Raw genomic sequence first — 20365 nt, 5'->3', positions numbered from 1 at the left:
GGGATCGGGCCACCGAAATTGTCGGAGCCCCCGTCTACCATCCCCCGTGGACCTATCCGCCTTTCGACTTCCGGGATCGCCGTGGCAGACCGCCTGATCGTGCGTGGTGCACGAGAACACAACCTCAAGGACGTCTCGCTGGACCTCCCGCGAGACTCGCTGATCGTCTTCACCGGCCTGTCCGGCTCGGGTAAGTCGAGCCTCGCCTTCGACACGATCTTCGCTGAGGGGCAGCGGCGCTACGTCGAGTCCCTGTCGGCCTATGCCCGCCAGTTCCTCGGCCAGATGGACAAGCCGGACGTCGACTTCATCGAGGGCCTGTCGCCGGCCGTCTCCATCGACCAGAAGGCCACCAGCAAGAACCCGCGCTCGACCGTCGGCACGATCACCGAGGTCTACGACTACCTGAGGCTGCTGTGGGCCCGCATCGGGAAGCCGCACTGCCCGGTGTGCGCGCGCCCGATCGCCAGGCAGATGCCGCAGCAGATCGTCGACCGGGTGATGGACCTGGAGGAGGGCACCCGGTTCCAGGTGCTCGCGCCGGTCATCAGGGGCCGCAAGGGCGAATACGCCGAGCTGTTCCGCGAGCTGCAGACCAAGGGCTTCGCCAGGGCCAGGGTCGACGGCACCGTCGTACGCCTGGAGGAGCCGCCGACGCTGAAGAAGTACGAGAAGCACGACATCGAGGTCATCGTCGACCGCCTGTCGGTCAAGGAGTCGGCGCGGCGCAGGCTCACCGACTCGGTCGAGACGGCGCTGCAGCTGTCCGGCGGCACGATCACGCTCGAGTTCGTCGATCTTCCCGAGGACGACCCCAACCGCGAGCGCTTCTACTCCGAGCACCTCTACTGCCCCTACGACGACCTGTCGTTCGAGGAGCTGGAGCCGCGCTCGTTCTCCTTCAACTCCCCGTTCGGCGCCTGCCCCGAGTGCACCGGCCTGGGCACCAAGATGGAGGTCGACCCCGACCTGGTGGTGCCCGACCCCGAGCGCACGCTCGGCGAGGGCGCGATCCACCCCTGGTCCGGCGGTCACACCAGCGAATACTTCGCCAGGCTGATCGAGGCGCTCGGCCACACGGTCGGCTTCACGCTCGACACGCAGTGGGAGAGGCTGCCGAAGAAGGCGCAGAAGTCGCTGCTGTACGGCCACGACGAGCAGGTGCACGTCCGCTACAGCAACCGCTACGGCCGGCAGCGCTCCTACTACACGACCTACGACGGCGTCATCCCGTGGGTGCAGCGCAGGCACGCCGAGGCCGAGAGCGACTCGGCGCGCGAGCGGTTCGAGGGCTACATGCGCGAGATCCCGTGTCCCGCCTGCAAGGGGGCCAGGCTCAAGCCGGTCACCCTGGCGGTCACGGTGGCCGGGAAGTCGATCGCCGAGGTCGCGGCCATGTCGATCGGCGAGTGCGCCAAGTTCCTGGCCGCGCTCAAGCTGTCCGACCGCGACATGCACATCGCCGAGCGGGTGGTCAAGGAGATCAACGCCCGCATGGGCTTCCTGCTCGACGTCGGGCTCGACTACCTGACCATGGACCGCGCCGCCGCCACCCTGGCGGGCGGCGAGGCGCAGCGCATCCGGCTCGCCACGCAGATCGGCTCCGGCCTGGTCGGCGTCCTGTACGTCCTCGACGAGCCGTCCATCGGCCTGCACCAGCGCGACAACATGCGCCTGCTCGACACCCTGATCAGGCTGCGTGACATGGGCAACACGCTGATCGTGGTCGAGCACGACGAGGACACGATCGCGGCGGCCGACTGGGTGGTCGACATCGGTCCGGGCGCGGGCGAGCACGGCGGCCAGGTCGTCGTATCCGGCACCGTGCAGGACCTCCTCAGCAGCGAGGAGTCGATGACCGGGGCCTACCTGTCCGGGCGCAGGAGCATCCCGATCCCCGCGAAGCGCCGCAAGCGCGACCGGAAGCGGCAGATCACCGTCAAGGGGGCGCGCGAGCACAACCTCAAGGGCGTCGACATCGACTTCCCGCTGGGCGTGTTCACGGCCGTCACCGGGGTGTCCGGGTCCGGGAAGTCGACGCTGGTCAACGACATCCTCTACAGCGCGCTGGCCAAGGAGCTCAACGGGGCGCGCACGGTGCCGGGGCGGCACTCCCGGATCAACGGCATGGACCAGGTGGACAAGGTCGTCCACGTGGACCAGTCGCCGATCGGGCGTACGCCGCGCTCCAACCCGGCCACCTACACCGGCGTGTTCGACCACGTACGCAAGCTGTTCGCCCAGACGACCGAGGCGAAGGTGCGCGGCTACCAGCCCGGGCGCTTCAGCTTCAACGTCAAGGGCGGGCGCTGCGAGGCGTGCGCGGGCGACGGCACCATCAAGATCGAGATGAACTTCCTGCCCGACGTCTACGTCCCCTGCGAGGTCTGCCACGGCGCCCGCTACAACCGGGAGACGCTGGAGGTCCACTACAAGGGCAAGACGATCGCCGAGGTGCTGGACATGCCGATCGAAGAGGCGCTCGGCTTCTTCGACGCGATCCCCGCGATCAAGCGTCACCTGCAGACGCTCAACGACGTGGGGCTGGGCTACGTACGCCTCGGGCAGCCGGCCACGACGCTGTCCGGCGGCGAGGCGCAGCGGGTCAAGCTCGCCTCCGAGCTGCAGCGGCGGCAGACCGGGCGGACGATCTACGTGCTCGACGAGCCGACCACCGGTCTGCACTTCGAGGACATCCGGCGGCTGCTCGGGGTGCTCGGGCGGCTGGTGGACGGCGGTAACACGGTGATCGTCATCGAGCACAACCTCGACGTCATCAAGACCGCTGACTGGATCATCGACATGGGGCCCGAGGGCGGGTCGCGTGGTGGCACGCTGGTGGCCAGCGGCACTCCTGAGGAGGTCGCGCTGGTGGACGAAAGCCACACGGGGCGGTTCCTGCGCAAGATCCTCGCCCTCTGACGCCCCGCCTGTCCGACCCCGTCGGCCCGGCCGCGTGTACGGCCGCCGGGCGGGCGGGGGTTCGGTGGAAAGGGGCATGATCGCGGCCTGGCCGCCGCCGTCGAGCGCGCGCCTGCCACCCGATGACCGGACCGAGGGGGTCCGTCAATAGGGTTGAGTTCGGGTAACAGCCACACCTCCGGGGGGCAAAGGCGACACGGGGGTCGGGCATCGACAACAGGTACGGATCGGGGGCGGAGCCATGTCCGAAAACGGGTTGGGACGGCGGGAGATGCTCGGCGCGGCAGGCGTCGCGGCGTGCGGGCTGGCGCTGGCCGCGTGCGGCACGGGGGGTGCCGAGGCCAAGCCGAGCCTCAAGGGCAAGGTCCTGGTGAAGACGGCCGACGTGCCGGTGGGCGGGGGCAAGCTGCTCGAGGACCTGAAGGTCGTGGTGACGCAGCCGACGGAGGGCGTCTACAAGGCGTTCAGCGCGCTGTGCACGCACAAGGGCTGCCAGGTCAGCACACCCAAGGACAACGTGATCAGGTGCGCCTGCCACGGCAGCGAGTTCGCCACCGACAGCGGGAAGGCCACCAAGGGCCCGGCCACCGCGCCGCTGGCCTCCTTCCAGATCAAGGTCGAGGGCGACGGCATCGTGGTCGTCTGAACAGGTAATAGTGCGTAGTTACCGGGATTGGCATCGGGCACGCTGAACCGGCGCCAGGGCGCTGGCCGTACCTGAAGTGAAAGCCAATCTGGGAGGACGCACCATGACGGAAACGACGCGGCGGACGGTGGTGTTCGGTGCCGGGAGCGCTGGGCTGGCGGCCGTACTGACGGCTTGCGCGAGCTACGGCGCGCCGACGACGGAAGCGAACGAGGAGCCGTCGGCCCCCGAGGAGGAGGCGTCGTCCGCGGCCCCGAAGAAGAAGAGCGAGTCGAAGGCCAAGGCGCTGGCCGACACCAGTGACATCCCCGAGGGCGGCGGGAAGGTCTTCAAGAACCAGAAGATCGTGGTGACGCAGCCGACGGCGGGGGAGTTCAAGGCGTTCACGGCGGTTTGCACCCATGCCGGCTGTACGGTCGCCACCGTGTCGAACCAGACCATCAACTGTCCCTGCCACGGGAGCAAGTTCAACATCGCGGACGGCTCCGTGGCGGACGGTCCGGCGAGCGACCCGCTGGAGGAGAAGCAGATCAAGGTCGACGGGGACAAGATCAGGCTAGCTTGACCCAGGTCTCATGAATTTCTCACCTGAGTGCGTTTGGGTGAGGCGCATGGGACAAGACCTTCAGAGCCGCAGGGCGGTGTTCGCAAGCGTCGGAGCGGGTGGCCTGGCGCTGGCGATCACCGCGTGCAGCGGCGGCACCGACACTGCGCAGACGGCGGACACCGCCACCGAATCGAGCGCGCCCCAGGCGAGCACGCCGGAGTCCAGCGCGCCGCAGGCAGGCGGCGCGCTGGCCAAGACCGCCGACATCCCCGTGGGCGGCGGCACGGTCTTCAAGGATCAGAAGATCGTGGTGACGCAGCCGACGGAGGGCGAGTTCAAGGCCTTCAGCGCGATCTGCACGCACAAGGGCTGCCCGGTCGGCAGCGTCGAGGGCGGCACGATCGTGTGCCCGTGCCACAACAGCAAGTTCGCCATCGCGGACGGCGCGGTGGCGGGCGGCCCGGCGGAGAAGCCGCTGCCGGCCCAGGCGATCAAGGTCGAGGGCGACCAGATCATGCTGGCATAGCAGGCCGGATCGGGACGTGCCCGCCGTACCTTCGCGAAGAGTACGGCGGGCCACCTTGTCGGTGAGGGCTACTAGGCTGGCAACGTGGCGAGATCAGCGGGCAGCACCTTGAGTTTCCGGCCCAAACCGGGGTCGATCCCCGAGTCCCCCGGGGTCTACCGGTTCAGGGACGCGCACGGCCGGGTGATCTACGTCGGCAAGGCCAAGAGCCTGCGGCAGCGGCTCAACTCCTACTTCGCCGACTTCTCGGCCCTGCACCCGCGCACGCAGTCGATGCTGACCACGGCCGCCGACGTCGACTGGACGGTCGTCGGCACCGAGGTGGAGGCGCTGCAGCTCGAATACTCCTGGATCAAGGAGTTCGACCCCCGCTTCAACGTCAAATACCGCGACGACAAGTCCTACCCCTACCTCGCGGTGACCATGGGCGACGACTTCCCGCGCGTGCAGGTCATGCGCGGCGCCAAGCGCAAGGGCACCCGCTACTTCGGCCCCTACTCCCACGCCTGGGCCATCCGCGAGACCGTCGACCTGCTGCTGCGCGTCTTCCCGGTGCGCACGTGCAGCGCCGGGGTTTTCAAGCGGGCCGGGCAGATCGGCCGGCCCTGCCTGCTCGGCTACATCGACAAGTGCTCGGCGCCCTGCGTCGGCCGGGTGACCCCGGATGAGCACCGCGACCTGGCCGAAGACTTCTGCGACTTCATGGCCGGCAACACCGGCCGCTTCATCAAGCGGCTGGAGAAGGACATGCGCGAGGCCGCCGCCGAGCAGGAATACGAGCGGGCGGCCCGGCTGCGCGACGACATCCAGGCGCTGCAGCGGGCGCTGGAGAAGCAGGCGGTCGTGCTCGGCGAGGGCACCGACGCCGACGTCATCGCGCTGGCCGAAGATCCGCTCGAAGCCGCCGTACAGGTCTTCTACGTACGCGGCGGCCGCATCCGCGGCCAGCGCGGCTGGGTGGTCGACAAGGTCGAGGAGACCACGCCGGGCGAGCTCGTCGAGCAGTTCCTGCTGCAGATGTACGCCGAGGCCGGCCCCGAGTCGATGCCCCGCGAGGTGCTCGTGCCCGCGCTGCCGCCCGACAACGAGGCGGTCGCCGAGCTGCTGACCGAGCAGCGCCGCGCCCGCGTCGAGGTGCGCGTGCCGCAACGGGGCGACAAGAAGTCGCTGATGGAGACCGTCGAGCGCAACGCCAAGGAGTCGCTCGCGCAGCACAAGGTCCGCCGCGCCGGCGACCTGACCACCCGCAGCAAGGCGCTGCAGGAGATCGCCGACGCGCTCGACCTCGACCAGGTGCCGCTGCGCATCGAGTGTTACGACGTCTCCCACCTGCAGGGCGAGAACGTCGTGGCGTCGATGGTGGTGTTCGAGGACGGCCTGGCCCGCAAGAGCGAATATCGGCGCTTCGCCGTCAAGACCAAGGAGGGCGACGTCGCCTCGATCCACGAGGTGATCATGCGCCGGTTCCGCCGCTACCTGGAGGAACGCTCCGCCACCGGCGAGCTGGCGCCCGACGACGACAGCGGCCACGGGCCCATCGACCCGGAGACGGGCAAGCCGCGCAAGTTCGCCTACCCGCCCAACCTCGTCGTGGTCGACGGCGCCGGCCCGCAGGCGGCCGCCGCGCAGCGGGCCCTCGACGAGCTCGGCATCGACGACGTGTTCGTGTGCGGCCTGGCCAAGCGGCTGGAGGAGGTGTGGCTGCCCGGCGACGACCAGCCGGTGATCATGCCACGTTCAAGCGAGGGTCTCTACCTGCTGCAACGTGTGCGAGACGAAGCACACAGGTTCGCCATCACCTACCATCGTTCCAAGAGGTCCAAGACGGTGAAGGAGAGCGCGCTCGACAGCGTGCCCGGCCTCGGGCCGGCGCGCAGGCAGGCGCTGCTCAAGCACTTCGGCTCCGTGAAAAAGCTACGCGAGGCCACTGCCGCCGAAATCTGCGAGGTTCCCGGCATCGGCCCGTCCATCGCCGAGGTCATCGTGTCGACGCTGAAAGGAGAGTCACCTTGATCTCGCCAGGATGCCAGGGTGTTCGCACCGCACGTCCATACGGCCCCGCCCGCCACGGCGGCCGGGCCACCTGGGAACGGCCGGACGGAGGCAGGCCATGAACGCCGCCGCACGTGGAGGCGCGAACGCCGCACCCGGCGCCGCGAGCCCCGCACGTGACGAGGCGAGCCCCGCACGTGACGAGGCGAGTCCCGCGCGTGGTGAGGCGGGCGCCGGGCGGGATGACGCGATGAGCACCGAGCCGGCGTTCGTCATCGTCACCGGCATGTCCGGGGCCGGGCGCAGCACCGCCGCCAAGGCACTGGAGGACCTGGGCTGGTTCGTCATCGACAACCTGCCGCCCGGGCTGCTGTTCGCGATGGCCGAGGAGGCGGGCAAGGTCAAGCTGGCCGCCGACAAGGTGGCGGCCGTCGTCGACGTGCGCAGCCTGGCCTTCACCACCGATCTCAACGCGGCCATCGAGGAGCTCGAAGGGCGCGGCGTACGCGTGCGGGTGGTGTTCCTGGAGGCCAGCGACGAGGAGCTGGTGCGCAGGTTCGAGAACGTCCGCAGGCCCCACCCCCTCCAGGGCGAGGGGCGGCTGGTCGACGGGATCACGCGCGAGCGCGGGATCCTGCGGGAGGTGCGCGCGAACGCCGACCTGGTGATCGACACCTCCACGCACAACGTGCACGACCTGCGCAACAAGATCGTCGCCTACTTCGGCGGGGAGGACCGGCCCGGGCTGCGGCTCAACGTCGTGTCGTTCGGGTTCAAGTACGGGCTGCCCGTCGACGCCGACCTCGTGGTCGACTGCCGGTTCCTGCCCAACCCGCACTGGGTGCCCGAGCTGCGGCCGATGAACGGGCTCGACGCGCCCGTCAGCGACTACGTCCTCGGGCAGCCGGGGGCCAAGGAGTTCCTCGACGCGTACGAGGAGGTCCTGCAGGTGGTCGCCGCCGGCTACGCGCGCGAGGGCAAGAGCTATGCGACGCTTGCGGTGGGTTGCACGGGTGGCAAGCACCGCAGCGTGGCCATGGCCGAGCAGGTCGCCGCCCGCCTGCGCGACCGCGGGATGGAGGTCCAGGTGAGCCACCGGGATGTGGGGCGGGAGTGACCGATGAAGACCGCGAAGCTGCTTTGCCGCATGCGGTAGAGGGTCCTTCGGATGATGGGCCGGGCTATGTCCGGCTCGGGCCGCCGGTCGTGGCGCTGGGCGGAGGACACGGGCTTTACGCGTCCCTGTCCGCATTACGGATGGTCACCGACCGGTTGACCGCCGTGGTGACCGTCGCCGACGACGGCGGGTCCAGCGGGCGGCTGCGCCGCGAGCTCGGCGTGCTGCCGCCCGGCGACCTGCGCATGGCGCTGGCCGCGCTGTGCGGCGACGACGAGTGGGGCAGCACCTGGAGCGAGGTGGTGCAGCACCGCTTCCGCAGCGAGGGCGAGCTGCACGGGCACGCCGTCGGCAACCTGCTGATCGTGGCGCTGTGGGAGCTGCTCGGCGACCCCGTGGCCGGGCTCGACTGGGTCGGGCGGCTGCTGGGCGCGCACGGCCGCGTGCTGCCGATGGCCTCCGTGCCGCTCGACATCGTGGCCGAGGTGGAGCTCGACGGCGTCATCTCGACCGTACGCGGGCAGGTGGCGTGCGCCCTGACCCCCGGCCGGGTGCAGGCGATCTCCCTCGTGCCCGAGGACCCGCCGGCGCGGCCGGAGGCGGTCACGGCGGTGCTGGAGGCCGACTGGGTGGTGTTCGGGCCCGGGTCGTGGTTCACCAGCGTGCTGCCGCATCTCAAGGTGCCCGAGCTGGCCAGGGCGCTGCACAGCACCAGGTCCAAACGGCTCGTCACGCTCAACCTGGCCCCCCAGGCGGGCGAGACCGACGACTTCTCCCCCCAGCAACATCTGGAGGTGCTCCGGCAGCACGCCCCCGACCTGTCGATCGACGTGGTGCTCGCCGACACCGGGATCGTGGACGACCCCGACGCCCTGGAGAAGGCCGCCGCCGCGCTCGGCGCGCGCCTTGTCATGGCCGACGTGGCCGCCGCCGACGGCTCCCCGAGGCATGACCCACGACGTCTTGCCTCCGTCCTGGACGAGATTTTCCTCTCGAAGCGTTGATCCTGGTCGGCGTGGCGCGAAGGTGCGAGAGACTCAAGGGAGCCGGTCTGAATGGGGGAGAGGACTAACGCATGGCGATGACAGGTGTGGTGAAAGACGAACTGAGCCGCCTGCCGGTGCTCAAGCCGTGCTGCCGAAAGGCGGAGGTTTCGACGCTGCTGCGGTTCGCCAGCGGCCTGCACCTGGTGGGCGGGCGGATCGTGATCGAGGCCGAACTCGACACCAACGCGACCGCACGGCGGCTGATCAAGGACATCGGCGAGGTGTTCGGGCACAAGGCGGAGGTGCTCGTGCTCGCGCCCGCCGGGCTGCGCAAGGGCTCGCGGTACGTGGTGCGCGTCTACCGCGACGGTGAGGCGCTGGCCCGCCAGACGGGTCTCATCGACAACCACGGCCGCCCGGTGCGCGGCCTGCCCCGCCAGGTGGTGGCGGGGGCCGCCTGCGACGCGGAGGCCGCCTGGCGCGGCGCCTTCCTGGCGCACGGCTCGCTGACCGAGCCCGGACGGTCGATGTCGCTGGAGGTCACCTGCCCGGGGCCCGAGGCCGCGCTGGCGCTGGTGGGCTCGGCGCGGCGGCTGAAGATCCACGCCAAGGCGCGCGAGGTGCGCGGCGTGGACCGGGTCGTGGTGCGCGACGGCGACGCGATCAGCGCGCTGCTCACCCGCCTCGGGGCGCACGACAGCGTGCTCGCCTGGGAGGAGCGGCGGATGCGCCGCGAGGTCCGGGCCACCGCGAACCGGCTGGCCAACTTCGACGACGCCAACCTGCGGCGCTCCGCGCGGGCCGCGGTGGCGGCGGGGGCGCGGGTGCAGCGGGCGCTGGAGATCCTCGGTGAGGAGGCGCCCGAGCATCTGGTCGTCGCCGGGCGGCTGCGGGTGGAGCACAAGCAGGCTTCGCTGGAGGAGCTGGGGCAGATCGCCGATCCGCCGCTGACCAAGGACGCGATCGCGGGGCGGATCCGGCGGTTGCTGGCGATGGCGGACAAGCGGGCGTCCGATCTGGGCATCCCCAACACTGAGGCCAATCTCACAGTGGACATGCTCGCCCCGTGAGGGGGTGCGGCGCGTCCTGGGTCGTCCGGCGAAACGTGCCGGACGGCGCGGGCTTACGGGTGGCACGGGGCGCGTTAGCCGGGGTGGCTGGGCGGTGTGGCCGGTCGGCCGGGCACGGCGGACGGCGCGTCTCGGCCGGAGTGGTCGGGCGGCCCGGCACGGCGGACGGCGCGTGGCGGCCGCGTGGCCGGGCGGTGTGGCCGGTCGGCCGGGCGCGGGCTGATGCTTGTGGCGGCTGGGCGGGCTGGGGTGGTGCCCGCCGTGCCGTAAGCGCCTGTCCTTCGGGTGAGAAGGGGCTGGCCGCTGGTCAGTCGCCGGTGGACTTGCGGGGGGTGAACAGGTCGGCGGCGGGCTTCGGGGAGGGTTGCTGGGCGGGCTCGAACGGGGCCCGGTACTCCGGCTCCTGCGTCTCCTCCGCTTCCGGGGCGGCCGCCTGGGCGCCCCGGGCGCGGCGTACGCGTACGACCCGGAGGTTGACCAGGGCGAAGGCGGCCACGGCCGCCACGGCGATGCACAGCCAGGCCGCCCACGACTCCGCCAGCGGCGCCCGGTAGAGGGACAGCGCGTCCGGCAGGCCCGCGTTGAAGTTGGGCAGGTTGATGTCGTCCATGCCACCGGGTGCCCGCCCGCCGGGTGAGCGCAGGGCGGTGCCGATCAGCACGGACGAGCCGGTGACCTGCCCGGCCAGCACGGCGCCGCCCGCGTACAGCGCCGCGACCGGGAGCAGGACGAGGCTGTGCGGGCGTACGGCGCCGATCGCGAGGGCGACCAGTACGGCGATCAGCAGCGACAGGGCCAGCGAGATGGGCAGCCCGCCCCCGAACTCCATCACGGCGTCCGGCATGCTGCCCTGGAACAGGACGGCCGCCCCCAGACCCGCCGCGCACACGAGCGCCGCGAGCAGACCTACGACGAGCCCGGATAGTAGGCCGGACCGCTTATGTGACATCTCAGCCCCCAGAGAATGCACGAATTTACTCCGACGAGTCGGGCACTTTACTCGAACCTCGCAAAACGTGTCGCCAGAACCGCGATTCACATGCTGGTACCTGCAGTGGTCTAAACCAATTTGGGTCCGATAAGGTTCGTGGTTGAGGTTTCAGCCCGCCATCTGTTCGAGGAGATCGGTTCCCGTGAGCATCCGCGTAGGCGTCAACGGCTTCGGCCGCATCGGTCGCAACTTCTGGCGCGCTGTCGCCGCCAGCGGCAAGGACATCGAGATCGTCGCGGTCAACGACCTGACCGACAACGCGACGCTTGCCCACCTGCTGAAGTACGACAGCATTCTGGGCCGCCTGCCGTACGAGGTGAAGGCCACGAGCGATGAGATCACCGTCGACGGCAAGGCGATCAAGGTCTTCGCCGAGCGCGACCCGGGCAAGCTGCCCTGGGGCGACCTCGGTGTCGACGTGGTCGTCGAGTCGACGGGCCTGTTCACCGACGCCACCAAGGCGAAGGTGCACGCCGACAACGGCGCGAAGAAGGTCATCATCTCCGCCCCGGCGAAGAACGAGGACGTCACCGTCGTCATGGGCGTCAACGACGGCGACTACGACCCGGCCAGGCACACGATCATCTCCAACGCCTCCTGCACCACCAACTGCCTGGCGCCGATGGCCAAGGTCCTGCACGACACCTTCACCATCGAGAAGGGTCTGATGACCACCATCCACGCCTACACGCAGGACCAGAACCTGCAGGACGGCCCGCACAAGGACCTGCGCCGCGCCCGCGCCGCCGCCCTCAACGTGGTGCCCACCTCCACCGGCGCCGCCAAGGCCATCGGCCTGGTTCTGCCCGAGCTGAAGGGCAAGCTCGACGGCTTCGCCATGCGCGTGCCGATCCCCACCGGCTCGGCCACCGACCTCACCGTCGACGTCAGCCGCGACGTCACCGTCGAGGAGGTCAACGCCGCGGTCAAGGCCGCCGCCGAGGGCCCGCTCAAGGGCATCATCAGCTACACCGAGGACGAGATCGTCTCCTCCGACATCGTGACCGACCCGGCCTCGTGCATCTTCGACGCCGGCCTCACCAAGGTCATCGGCAACCAGGTGAAGGTCGTCGGCTGGTACGACAACGAGTGGGGCTACTCCAACCGCCTCGCCGACCTGATCGAGCTGGTCGGCCGCGGTCTCTGACGCGACGCGGCAGGAGCGGAACAAGGAGCATGAGCATGCGCACGCTCGACGATCTCGACGTGAAGGGGCGGCGCGTGCTCGTGCGCGCCGACCTCAACGTCCCCCTCGACGGGGAGACGATCACCGACGACGGCCGCATCCGGGCGTCGGTTCCGACGATCAAGACCCTGGTCGGCAGGGGCGCGAAGGTCGTCGTCTGCGCCCACCTGGGCAGGCCGAAGGGCCAGGCCGACCCGAAATACTCGCTCAGGCCCGTGGCGGCGCGCCTTGGCGAGCTGCTCGGCCAGGACGTGGCCTTCGCCACCGACGTGGTCGGCGACAGCGCGACGAGCACGGTTGACTCGCTCCAGGAGGGCCAGGTGGCCCTGCTGGAGAACCTGCGCTACGAGCCGGGCGAGGAGTCCAAGGACGACGCCGAGCGCGGCGCGTTCGCGCGGCGGCTGGCCGGGCTGGCCGAGCTGTACGTGGGCGACGGCTTCGGCGCGGTGCACCGCAAGCACGCCAGCGTCTACGACGTGCCCGAGCTGCTGCCGCACGCGGCGGGCGGGCTGGTCGAGGCCGAGGTCGAGGTGCTGAGGAAGCTGACCGAGGACACCGAGCGCCCCTACGTGGTGGTGCTGGGCGGCGCCAAGGTCTCCGACAAGCTCGGCGTCATCGCCAACCTGCTGACCAAGGTCGACCGGCTGCTGATCGGCGGCGGCATGGCCTACACCTTCCTCAAGGCCCAGGGCCACGAGGTGGGCAAGTCGCTGCTCCAGGAAGACCAGCTCGACCAGGTGCGCGGCTTCCTCGAGCAGGCCGTCGAGCGCGGGGTGGAGCTCGTGCTGCCCGTGGACGTGCTGGCGGCGGTCACGTTCGCGGCCGACGCGAAGCACGACGTGGTCGAGGCCACGGCCATCCCGGCCGACCGGGAGGGGCTCGACATCGGGCCCGCGACCCGCGAGCTGTTCGCCGCCAAGCTGGCCGACGCCAGGACCGTCTTCTGGAACGGGCCGATGGGCGTGTTCGAGTTCGACGCGTTCTCCGGCGGCACCAGGGCGGTGGCCGAGGCGCTGATCTCGTCCGACGCCTTCACCGTGGTCGGCGGCGGCGACTCGGCGGCGGCCGTGCGTAAGCTGGGCCTGCCGGAGGACGGTTTCTCTCACATTTCCACCGGTGGTGGGGCCAGCCTCGAATACCTCGAGGGCAAGACCCTTCCCGGACTCGCGGCCCTGGAGGACTGAGTTGCAGCGGAAGCCGCTCATCGCCGGCAACTGGAAGATGAACCTCAACCACTTCGAGGCCATCGCGCTGGTCCAGAAGCTGGCCTTCGCACTCAACGACAAGGACTTCGACAAGGTCGAGGTGGCCGTCCTGCCGCCGTTCACCGACCTGCGCAGCGTCCAGACCCTGGTCGACGGCGACAAGCTCAGGATCGTGTACGGCGCCCAGGACCTGTCCCAGCACGACGGCGGCGCCTACACCGGTGAGGTGTCGGGCGCCATGCTGGCCAAGCTCGGCTGCATCTACGTGACGATCGGCCACTCGGAGCGCCGCCAATACCACGGCGAGGACGACGACCTGATCAACGCCAAGGTGCAGACCGCCTACCGGCACTCGCTGACCCCCATCCTGTGCGTGGGAGAGGGCCTGCTGGTGCGTCAAGAGAACGGTCACATCGCGCACTGTCTCGGCCAACTCGACGGGGCGCTGCGCAAAATCACCGCCGAGCAGGCAAAATCGATAGTGGTGGCCTACGAACCGGTGTGGGCGATCGGCACCGGCGAGGTGGCCACCCCCGAGGACGCCCAGGAAGTCTGCGGAGTGTTGCGAGTCAGACTCGCTGAGCTCTACGACGCCGAAGTGGCCTCGGGGATCCGTATCCTTTACGGAGGCTCGGTCAAGTCAGGCAATATCGCAGGGATCATGGCTCAGCCCGATGTCGACGGCGCGCTCGTGGGCGGTGCCAGCATCGACGCCGGGGAGTTCGCGAAGATCTGCCGATTCTCCGATATGCCAGGCTAACTGAGTCGTTCTGGGGGTGCGACTTGACATCAGGTCGTACCCTCAAGAGGCAAGTTTGAATCGTCACGCGTAACAGAGCACTGAAGGAACAGGCATACCGTGGAAATCGGAATCTCCATCGCCCTCATCCTGGCGAGCGGCCTCATGATCCTGCTCGTCCTGCTCCACAAGGGCAAGGGTGGCGGCCTGTCTGACATGTTCGGCGGCGGTTTCTCGTCGAACTTCGGTGGTTCCTCGGTGGTGGAGCGCAACCTCGACCGGCTGACCGTCATCACGGGCACCGTCTGGTTCGTCTGCATCATCGCTCTCGGCCTGCTCATGAGGCCCTGAGCAACAGAAGTTAACGCGTGACAGTGATTCTCCCCCCGTGTCTGTACGCGGGGCGATCGAGCGAGGAGTTCATCCGTGGGTAGTGGCAACGCGATCCGTGGCAGCCGAGTCGGCGCCGGCCCGATGGGGGAGGCCGAGCGCGGCGAGGCGGCTCCGAGAGTGCGGGTCTCGTTCTGGTGCGCCAACATGCACGAGACGCGCCCCAGTTTCGCCAGCGACGCGGCGGTCCCCGAGCTGTGGGACTGCCCACGTTGTGGCCTCCCAGCCGGACAGGACGAGGAGGCCCCGCCTGCCCCGCCCAAGAATGAGCCGTACAAGACGCACCTGGCCTACGTGAAGGAGCGCCGGAGCGACAAGGACGGCAAGGCGATCCTCGAGGAGGCACTGGAGCGCCTGCGCAACAACAAGTCCCCCTGGTAGTGGTCATGACGAAGGGGCCCGGGAAGCAGCTTCCCGGGCCCCTTCGGCGTGCTGCTAGCGGCTCTCGTGGACGGCCACGCCGTCCACGAACGTCATCCGCACCCGCGTCGTCCAGATCTCGCCCGGCGGGAGCTCGAACGGGTCGCGGTCCAGCACCACCAGGTCGGCCGGGCGGCCCGGCTCGATGACGCCGGCCGGGGAGCGGTTGATCCAGGCCGAGCCGGCGGTGTACGCGGTCATGGCCGTGGCCAGGTCGAGGCGCTGGCCGGGCAGGAACGGGGTCTGCGCCGTCGGGTAGTCCGCGTGCACGGAGCTGCCCGGCTCGGTGCGGTTGACCGCCACGTGCATGCCCTGCAGCGGGTCGGCGTTGGAGACCGGCCAGTCGCTGCCCGCGCAGAACCGGGTGCCGTGCGCCAGCAGGTCGGCGAACGGGTATTGCCACGACGAGCGCGGCTCGCCCAGGTACGGCAGCGTCAGCTCGTCCATCTGCGCGTGGTGCGTGGCCCACAGCGGCTGCAGGTTGGCCGTGACGCCCAGCGCGGCGAAGCGCGGCACGTCGGAGGGCTCGATGATCTGCAGGTGGGCGATGTGGTGCCGGTTGGCCGGATCGGTGCCCTCGAAGCTGTCCAGGGCCTCGCGCACGGCCCGCTCGCCGATGGCGTGGAAGTGCACCTGGAAGCCGTGCCGGTCCAGCTCGGCGACGTATTCCCGGAGCTTGTCCGGATCCACGTACGACAACCCCGTGCCCCCGCACAGGCAGTACGGCTCCAGCGTCGCGGCCGTGAAGTTCTCCGTGATGCCGTCCTGCATGATCTTGACCGAGCCGGCGCGGAAGCGGTCGAGCCCCTCGGCGGCGGCCCGGCGCGCCAGCAGGTCCTCCACCTGGTCCAGCCCCCGCGTCCGGTCCCACCACAGTGCCCCCACCACGCGCGCCCGGAGCCGTCCTGAGCGGGCCGCCGCCAGGTAGGTGGGCAACTGGTCGTCCGAGCCCGCGTAGGAGCCCACGATGGCGTCCTGCCAGCCGGTGATGCCCAGCGAGAACAGGTGCCGCTCCGCCTCCGCCAGCGCGTCCTCCAGGTCCTGGGCGGCCGGGCGGGGGGTGAGCAGGCCGACGAGGTCCATCGCGCCCTCGTGCAGGACACCGGTCGGCTCTCCGGCGGCGTCGCGCTCGATGCGGCCGTCGGCGGGGTCGGGGGTGTCGCGGGTGATGCCGGCCCGTTCGAGCGCGCGGCCGTTGACCCAGGCGGCGTGGTGGTCGCGCTGGATCAGGTAGGCGGGGCGGTCGAGGAAGTCGATCTGGTCACGGTGGGGAAGGCCGCCAGGAAATGCCGACATGTCCCAGCCGCCGCCATCAATCCACTCTTTATCAGGATTGTTCGCCGCGTAGTCTGCGATCTTTTCTACGTACGCCTCAAGCCCGAAAACCTCTGACAAATCGCACTTTGCTCGTTCCAGGCCCGCCTGCACGGGATGGATGTGCGCGTCCGTGAAACCCGGCACCAGCAGACCGCCGTCCAGATCGACCGTCTCGTGGGCCTGCCGCGACAGGTCCCCCTCCGGTCCCACGGCGGCGATCACGCCGTCACGCACCAGCACGGCCTCGGCCAGAACGCCCTTCGGGGTGAAGGCGCGGCCCCCTCGGAAGAGGATGTTCATGGGGGGTCTCCCTTTCTCGATCGCTCTATCTTCCCGCTCCTGCTCAGTGACCGGTGATGAGGTCGGCGAAGCGGGCCAGGACCGAGGTGCGCGGCATCGTGCGCTCGCGGTGGTCGGCCATCCGGTAGAGCCGGTACATCGCGTGCACGCCCACCCAGCGCAGCGGCTCCGGCTCCCAGGAGCGCACCCGGCGGCCCACCCACGGCAGCGCGGTCAGCTCCGTCTCCTCGCCGAGGATCAGGTCGCGCAGCGTGCGGCCGGCCAGGTTCGTGGTGGTCACGCCGTGGCCGGTGTAGCCGCCCGCCCAGCCCAGGCCCGTGGCACGGTCCACGTGGACGGTCGAGCACCAGTCGCGCGGCACGCCCAGCACGCCCGACCAGGCGTGCGCGATCGAGGAGGAGCGGGCGGCGGGGAAGAAGTCGGTCAGCAGCCGCCACAGGGCCTCGACGGTCCACTCGTGGGTGTGGCCGCGCGCGTCGACCCTGGAGCCGTACAGGTACGGGCGGCCGCGCCCGCCGAAGGCGATGCGGTCGTCGGCGGTGCGCTGGGCGTACATGTAGTAGTGGGCCATGTCGCCGAGCAGCTCGGCGCCCTGCCAGCCGACCTCGTCCCAGAAGGAGGCGGGGAGGGGCTCGGTGACGATCATTGAGCTGTTCATCGGGAGCCACTGGCGGCGCAGGCCGCGCAGGAGGGCGGTGAAGCCCTCGGTCGCGCGGATCACATGGCCCGCCGACACCGTGCCGTACGGGGTGACCGCCCGGTGCGGGGCGATCTCGGTGACCGGGGTGCGCTCGTAGATGGGCACGCCGAGGTCGCGTACCGCCCTGGCCAGGCCCTGGGCCAGCTTGGCGGGCTGGATGCGCGCGCAGTGGGGGCTCCAGGAGGCCGTGAGGGCCCCGGAGACGCGTACGTGCTCCGAGGGGTCCACCAGGCGCAAATCGGGCTCCAGGATGCCCCAGGAGCGGGCGGAGGCCACCGTCTCGCGCAGCCGGGCCGCCTGGGCGGGGGTGCGGGCCACGTTCAGGACGCCGCCCTTGACCAGGTCGCAGTCGATGGACTCCTTCTCGCAGACCGCGATGACCTCGTCGATCGAGGCGTACATCTCGCGCTGCAGCCGCCGGGCGCCCTCCCCGTACCGCTCGTGCGAGCCGGCCAGGTCGCCGGTCAGCCAGCCGCCGTTGCGCCCGGACGCGCCGAACCCGGCGAACTCCTGCTCCAGCACCACCACGCTCAGGGACGGGCGGGCCCGCTTGAGGTAGTACGCGGTCCACAGGCCCGTGTAGCCGGCGCCGACGATGGCCACGTCGGCCTGGAGGTCGCCGCCGAGCCGGTGGCCGGGGGAGGGTACGCCGGAGGACCGGTACCAGAAGGAGACGTCGCCGTTCACGAACCCGGACGACAAAGGGGCACGCACGCTCATGGCGACATATCCTCCTATATCGGGATAAGTCGGCGCATCTCGCGACGAAATACGCAATGAAACACATCGTTAGCGACCGTGTAACAGCCGCCCGGCATGCTCGTGTGCATGGGATTCTTGCGCATCCGCACCACGGTGGACGAGCGACCCGGCCGGCTGGCCTCGCTGGCCGCGGCCCTGGCGGCCAGGGGCGGCAACATCCTCGGCCTGAGCGTACAGTCCGACACCGACGGCACCGTCGACGAGTTCGTCGCCGACATCCCGGCCAGTCCCGAGACCGTGCGCGAGGCTCTGGAGGCGGCCGGTGGCCGCCGGGTCCAGGTGGTGCCCGCCACCGCCCACGAGCTGACCGACGAGCCCACCAGGGCGCTGCTGCTGGCCTCCAGGCTGCGCTCGATGCCGTGGCGGCTGCCCGAGCTGCTGGCCGAGCTGCTGCGCGCGGACGACGCCCGGTGGATCTATGGTGAAGCGGTGAGTGATCTTCCCGACCCGACCCAGCTCGTCGTGCCGGTCGCGCCCAGGCGCGCGGTCCGGCTGCGCCGCGCCGAGCTGCCGTTCACGCTGACCGAGGCGGCCAGGGCGGCCTCCTTCGCCAGGCTCGCCCAGCCCGCCACCGAGCAGGCCGGCGGCGAGCGCGGGGTCAAGCTCGCCGACGGGGCCGAGGTCACCGTGCGCCCGCTCACCTCCATCTACCGCGAGGCCGTGCGCGACCTGCACGACCGGTGCTCGCCGGAGTCGCGCAGGTTCCGCTACTTCACCTCGATGCCCGCGCTGCCGCCCCGCATGTTCGACCGGCTCTGCGACCGCAGCAGGGGATACTCGCTGGTCGCCGGGCACGACGGGCAGGTCGTGGCGATGGCCAACCTCATGTTCACCCCGGATCCCGGCATCGCGGAGATGGCATTCCTGGTCGAGGACCGCTGGCAGGGGCGCGGTCTGGGCACGGCGATGGCGCGGATGCTGGTGCGGGCGGCCCGCGATCTCGGCTACGCCGAGGTCAGGGCCACCATGCTGTCCGACAACGCGAAGATGCGCAGGCTGCTGATCTCCCTGGGCGCCACGCTCAGCTACACCGAGGACCCCGGCGTCGTGGAGGCGCGGCTGCCGGTCGGCACGATGGCCCCGGCCTAGGATCCCAGGCTCAGCCCAGGCCCGCCTCGTCGTCGCCTGTCTTGCCGGCATCCGGGTCCCGCCGGATGCCCAGGTGGCGTTCGATGCGCTCCAGGCTCTCCTGGATCTGCGTGAGCCGCTCGCCCAGCATGGAGCCGCCGGCGAAGAACATCTCGGCGGGGCGTTCCTTGGGGCCGCGGCCCACGCGGTCCAGCACGCGCTGGCGTACGTCCGCCAGCTCCGCCCCGGCGTCCGCGAGCCCCTGGGCGGCCAGCCCCTCGCCCTCCCTGATCAGCCCGAGCAGGATGTGCTCGGTGCCGATGTAGTTGTGGCGCAGCTGCAGCGCCTCGCGCAGCGACAGCTCCAGGACCTTCTTGGCCCGCGGCGTGAACGGGATGTGCTCCCCGGGCGCTTTGCCGCCGCGGCCGACCTCGCGCTCGACGAACGCGCGTACGTGGCCGAGCTCCACGCCGCAACTGTCGAGCACCAGCGCGGCCAGTCCCTCGCCCTCGTGGATGAGGCCGAGCAATAGGTGCTCCGTGCCGATGTAGTTGTGGTTCATCATCCGCGCCTCCTCCTGGGCGAGGACGACGACCCTGCGCGCACGGTCGGTGAAGCGTTCGAACACCGGGGGCCTCCGTTCGGCTGGGGCTGCCTCCACTATGCGCTACAAAGCCGGTGATGTGGGGTATTTGTCCTGTGTGGATCTTGACGAGGTGGCGGACCGGCTGTACGCGTTGCCGCCGTCCGAGTTCACCGCCGCGCGTACGGCGGAGGCCCGCGCGGCCAAGGACGCGGGCGAGGCGGGGCTCTCGCGTGACATCGCGAAACTTCGCAGGCCGACGGTGTCCGCCTGGGCGGTGAACCGGCTCTCCCGCGAGCATCCCGACGAGCTGGCCGAGCTGCTGGAGGTGGGGGAGCGGCTGCGCGCGGCCTGGGCGGAGCAGGACGCCGACGAGCTGGCCGCGCTGACCCAGCGCCGGGCCGAGGTGACCGGGAAGGTCGGCAGGCTCGCCAGGCAGGCGGCCGGCCTGTCGCCCGCGGCGGGGACCGAGGTGGACCAGACCCTGGACGCCGCCCTCGTGGACGCCGACGCGGCCGCGGAGGTGCGCCGCGGGCGCCTGGCCAAGCCCCTGCACTACAGCGGTTTCGCGCCCGCCCCCATCCCGCGCGAGCGGCCGGCCGCGCGGAAGCGGAAGACGCCGGAGGACGAGGCCGCCGAGGCCAGGCAGCGCGAGGAGGCCGAGGCGAGGAAGGCCGAGGAGCGCGCGGAGGACGAGGCGGCGCACCGGGAATGGCGCCAGGCGCTGGACGCGGCCGAGAAGGAGCACGACGAGCGCGCGGAGAAGGTGAAGCGGCTGGAGGGGAAGCTGGCCAAGGCGCGCAAGAGGCTCGAGGACAGCCGGCAGCGGCTGGAGGTGACGCGGCGGGAGGAACGGCACGCGCGGCAGCGTCTGGAGCGGTAGGGTGTACGAAACGGT

The 20365-nt window shown here is 70.5% G+C and carries 18 protein-coding genes and 1 pseudogene; 15 read left to right on the top strand and 4 right to left on the bottom strand.

Going from position 1 to position 20365, the window contains the following annotated elements; translation table 11 throughout:
• Positions 1 to 81: 81 nt before the first annotated feature.
• From uvrA to whiA, 8 genes are all read left to right on the top strand, one after another.
• Positions 82 to 2922: an excinuclease ABC subunit UvrA gene (uvrA, locus tag ACBJ59_RS33280; protein ID WP_375114147.1), complete on the top strand. Its 2841-nt coding sequence runs from the start codon at positions 82 to 84 to the stop codon at positions 2920 to 2922.
• 241 nt (positions 2923 to 3163) lie between these two features.
• Positions 3164 to 3568 carry a Rieske (2Fe-2S) protein gene (locus tag ACBJ59_RS33275; protein ID WP_375114146.1) on the top strand — a complete coding sequence of 135 codons (405 nt, stop codon included), beginning with the start codon at positions 3164 to 3166 and terminating at the stop codon, positions 3566 to 3568.
• Positions 3569 to 3671: 103 nt separating this feature from the next.
• Positions 3672 to 4133, top strand: a complete 462-nt coding sequence (locus ACBJ59_RS33270) for a Rieske (2Fe-2S) protein (protein WP_364120362.1) — start codon at positions 3672 to 3674, stop codon at positions 4131 to 4133.
• A 46-nt stretch (positions 4134 to 4179) separates the two neighbouring features.
• Positions 4180 to 4641: a Rieske (2Fe-2S) protein gene (locus ACBJ59_RS33265; RefSeq protein ID WP_364120359.1), complete on the top strand. Its 462-nt coding sequence runs from the start codon at positions 4180 to 4182 to the stop codon at positions 4639 to 4641.
• Between the two features lie 108 nt (positions 4642 to 4749).
• The gene (uvrC, locus tag ACBJ59_RS33260) at positions 4750 to 6654 is read left to right on the top strand and encodes an excinuclease ABC subunit UvrC (protein ID WP_375114177.1); all 1905 of its coding nucleotides are present in this window, start codon (positions 4750 to 4752) and stop codon (positions 6652 to 6654) included.
• Between the two features lie 229 nt (positions 6655 to 6883).
• On the top strand, positions 6884 to 7750 hold the full coding sequence (gene rapZ / locus ACBJ59_RS33255; protein ID WP_375114145.1) for an RNase adapter RapZ: 867 nt from the start codon (positions 6884 to 6886) through the stop codon (positions 7748 to 7750).
• A gap of 89 nt (positions 7751 to 7839) precedes the next feature.
• Positions 7840 to 8754 (top strand): uridine diphosphate-N-acetylglucosamine-binding protein YvcK, encoded by a 915-nt coding sequence (yvcK, locus tag ACBJ59_RS33250; RefSeq protein WP_375114176.1) that lies wholly within the window; start codon positions 7840 to 7842, stop codon positions 8752 to 8754.
• 71 nt (positions 8755 to 8825) lie between these two features.
• Positions 8826 to 9806: a DNA-binding protein WhiA gene (gene whiA, locus ACBJ59_RS33245; protein WP_185103354.1), complete on the top strand. Its 981-nt coding sequence runs from the start codon at positions 8826 to 8828 to the stop codon at positions 9804 to 9806.
• Positions 9807 to 10113: 307 nt separating this feature from the next.
• Here whiA and ACBJ59_RS33240 read toward each other — a convergent pair whose 3' ends face one another.
• Positions 10114 to 10755, bottom strand: a complete 642-nt coding sequence (locus tag ACBJ59_RS33240) for a hypothetical protein (protein ID WP_375114144.1) — start codon at positions 10753 to 10755, stop codon at positions 10114 to 10116.
• Between the two features lie 184 nt (positions 10756 to 10939).
• On the opposite strand from ACBJ59_RS33240, the gene gap reads away from it, so the two are divergent.
• The 5 genes from gap (at position 10940) to ACBJ59_RS33215 (ending at position 14698) form a co-directional block, all read left to right on the top strand.
• A complete protein-coding gene (gap, locus tag ACBJ59_RS33235; protein ID WP_375114143.1) occupies positions 10940 to 11944 on the top strand; it encodes a type I glyceraldehyde-3-phosphate dehydrogenase in 1005 nt (334 codons plus the stop codon).
• A 35-nt stretch (positions 11945 to 11979) separates the two neighbouring features.
• On the top strand, positions 11980 to 13167 hold the full coding sequence (locus ACBJ59_RS33230) for a phosphoglycerate kinase (protein ID WP_375114142.1): 1188 nt from the start codon (positions 11980 to 11982) through the stop codon (positions 13165 to 13167).
• A 1-nt stretch (position 13168) separates the two neighbouring features.
• The gene (tpiA, locus tag ACBJ59_RS33225) at positions 13169 to 13948 is read left to right on the top strand and encodes a triose-phosphate isomerase (protein ID WP_375114141.1); all 780 of its coding nucleotides are present in this window, start codon (positions 13169 to 13171) and stop codon (positions 13946 to 13948) included.
• Positions 13949 to 14047: 99 nt separating this feature from the next.
• Positions 14048 to 14278: a preprotein translocase subunit SecG gene (gene secG, locus ACBJ59_RS33220; RefSeq protein WP_090942947.1), complete on the top strand. Its 231-nt coding sequence runs from the start codon at positions 14048 to 14050 to the stop codon at positions 14276 to 14278.
• 75 nt (positions 14279 to 14353) lie between these two features.
• Positions 14354 to 14698, top strand: coding sequence for an RNA polymerase-binding protein RbpA (locus ACBJ59_RS33215; protein ID WP_090942943.1), 345 nt, complete (start codon positions 14354 to 14356; stop codon positions 14696 to 14698).
• 54 nt (positions 14699 to 14752) lie between these two features.
• Here ACBJ59_RS33215 and ACBJ59_RS33210 read toward each other — a convergent pair whose 3' ends face one another.
• Both ACBJ59_RS33210 and ACBJ59_RS33205 read right to left on the bottom strand, forming a co-directional pair.
• Positions 14753 to 16354, bottom strand: coding sequence for an amidohydrolase (locus ACBJ59_RS33210; protein WP_375114140.1), 1602 nt, complete (start codon positions 16352 to 16354; stop codon positions 14753 to 14755).
• Between the two features lie 43 nt (positions 16355 to 16397).
• Positions 16398 to 17774 carry an NAD(P)/FAD-dependent oxidoreductase gene (locus tag ACBJ59_RS33205; RefSeq protein ID WP_375114139.1) on the bottom strand — a complete coding sequence of 459 codons (1377 nt, stop codon included), beginning with the start codon at positions 17772 to 17774 and terminating at the stop codon, positions 16398 to 16400.
• Between the two features lie 108 nt (positions 17775 to 17882).
• Between ACBJ59_RS33205 and ACBJ59_RS33200 the strand changes: the two genes are divergently transcribed.
• Positions 17883 to 18905 (top strand): GNAT family N-acetyltransferase, encoded by a 1023-nt coding sequence (locus tag ACBJ59_RS33200; protein ID WP_375114138.1) that lies wholly within the window; start codon positions 17883 to 17885, stop codon positions 18903 to 18905.
• 190 nt (positions 18906 to 19095) lie between these two features.
• Here the strand turns inward: ACBJ59_RS33200 and ACBJ59_RS33195 are convergent.
• Positions 19096 to 19512, bottom strand: a pseudogene (locus tag ACBJ59_RS33195) (Clp protease N-terminal domain-containing protein); the annotation flags it as partial.
• A 73-nt stretch (positions 19513 to 19585) separates the two neighbouring features.
• On the opposite strand from ACBJ59_RS33195, the gene ACBJ59_RS33190 reads away from it, so the two are divergent.
• On the top strand, positions 19586 to 20350 hold the full coding sequence (locus ACBJ59_RS33190) for a hypothetical protein (RefSeq protein WP_375114137.1): 765 nt from the start codon (positions 19586 to 19588) through the stop codon (positions 20348 to 20350).
• Positions 20351 to 20365 lie beyond the last annotated feature (15 nt).

Source organism: Nonomuraea sp. MTCD27 (assembly GCF_041950495.1).
Taxonomy (GTDB): Bacteria; Actinomycetota; Actinomycetes; order Streptosporangiales; family Streptosporangiaceae; genus Nonomuraea.
The sequence above is the reverse complement of the archived record's forward strand: the minus strand, read 5'-3'. Positions and strand labels throughout refer to the sequence as shown.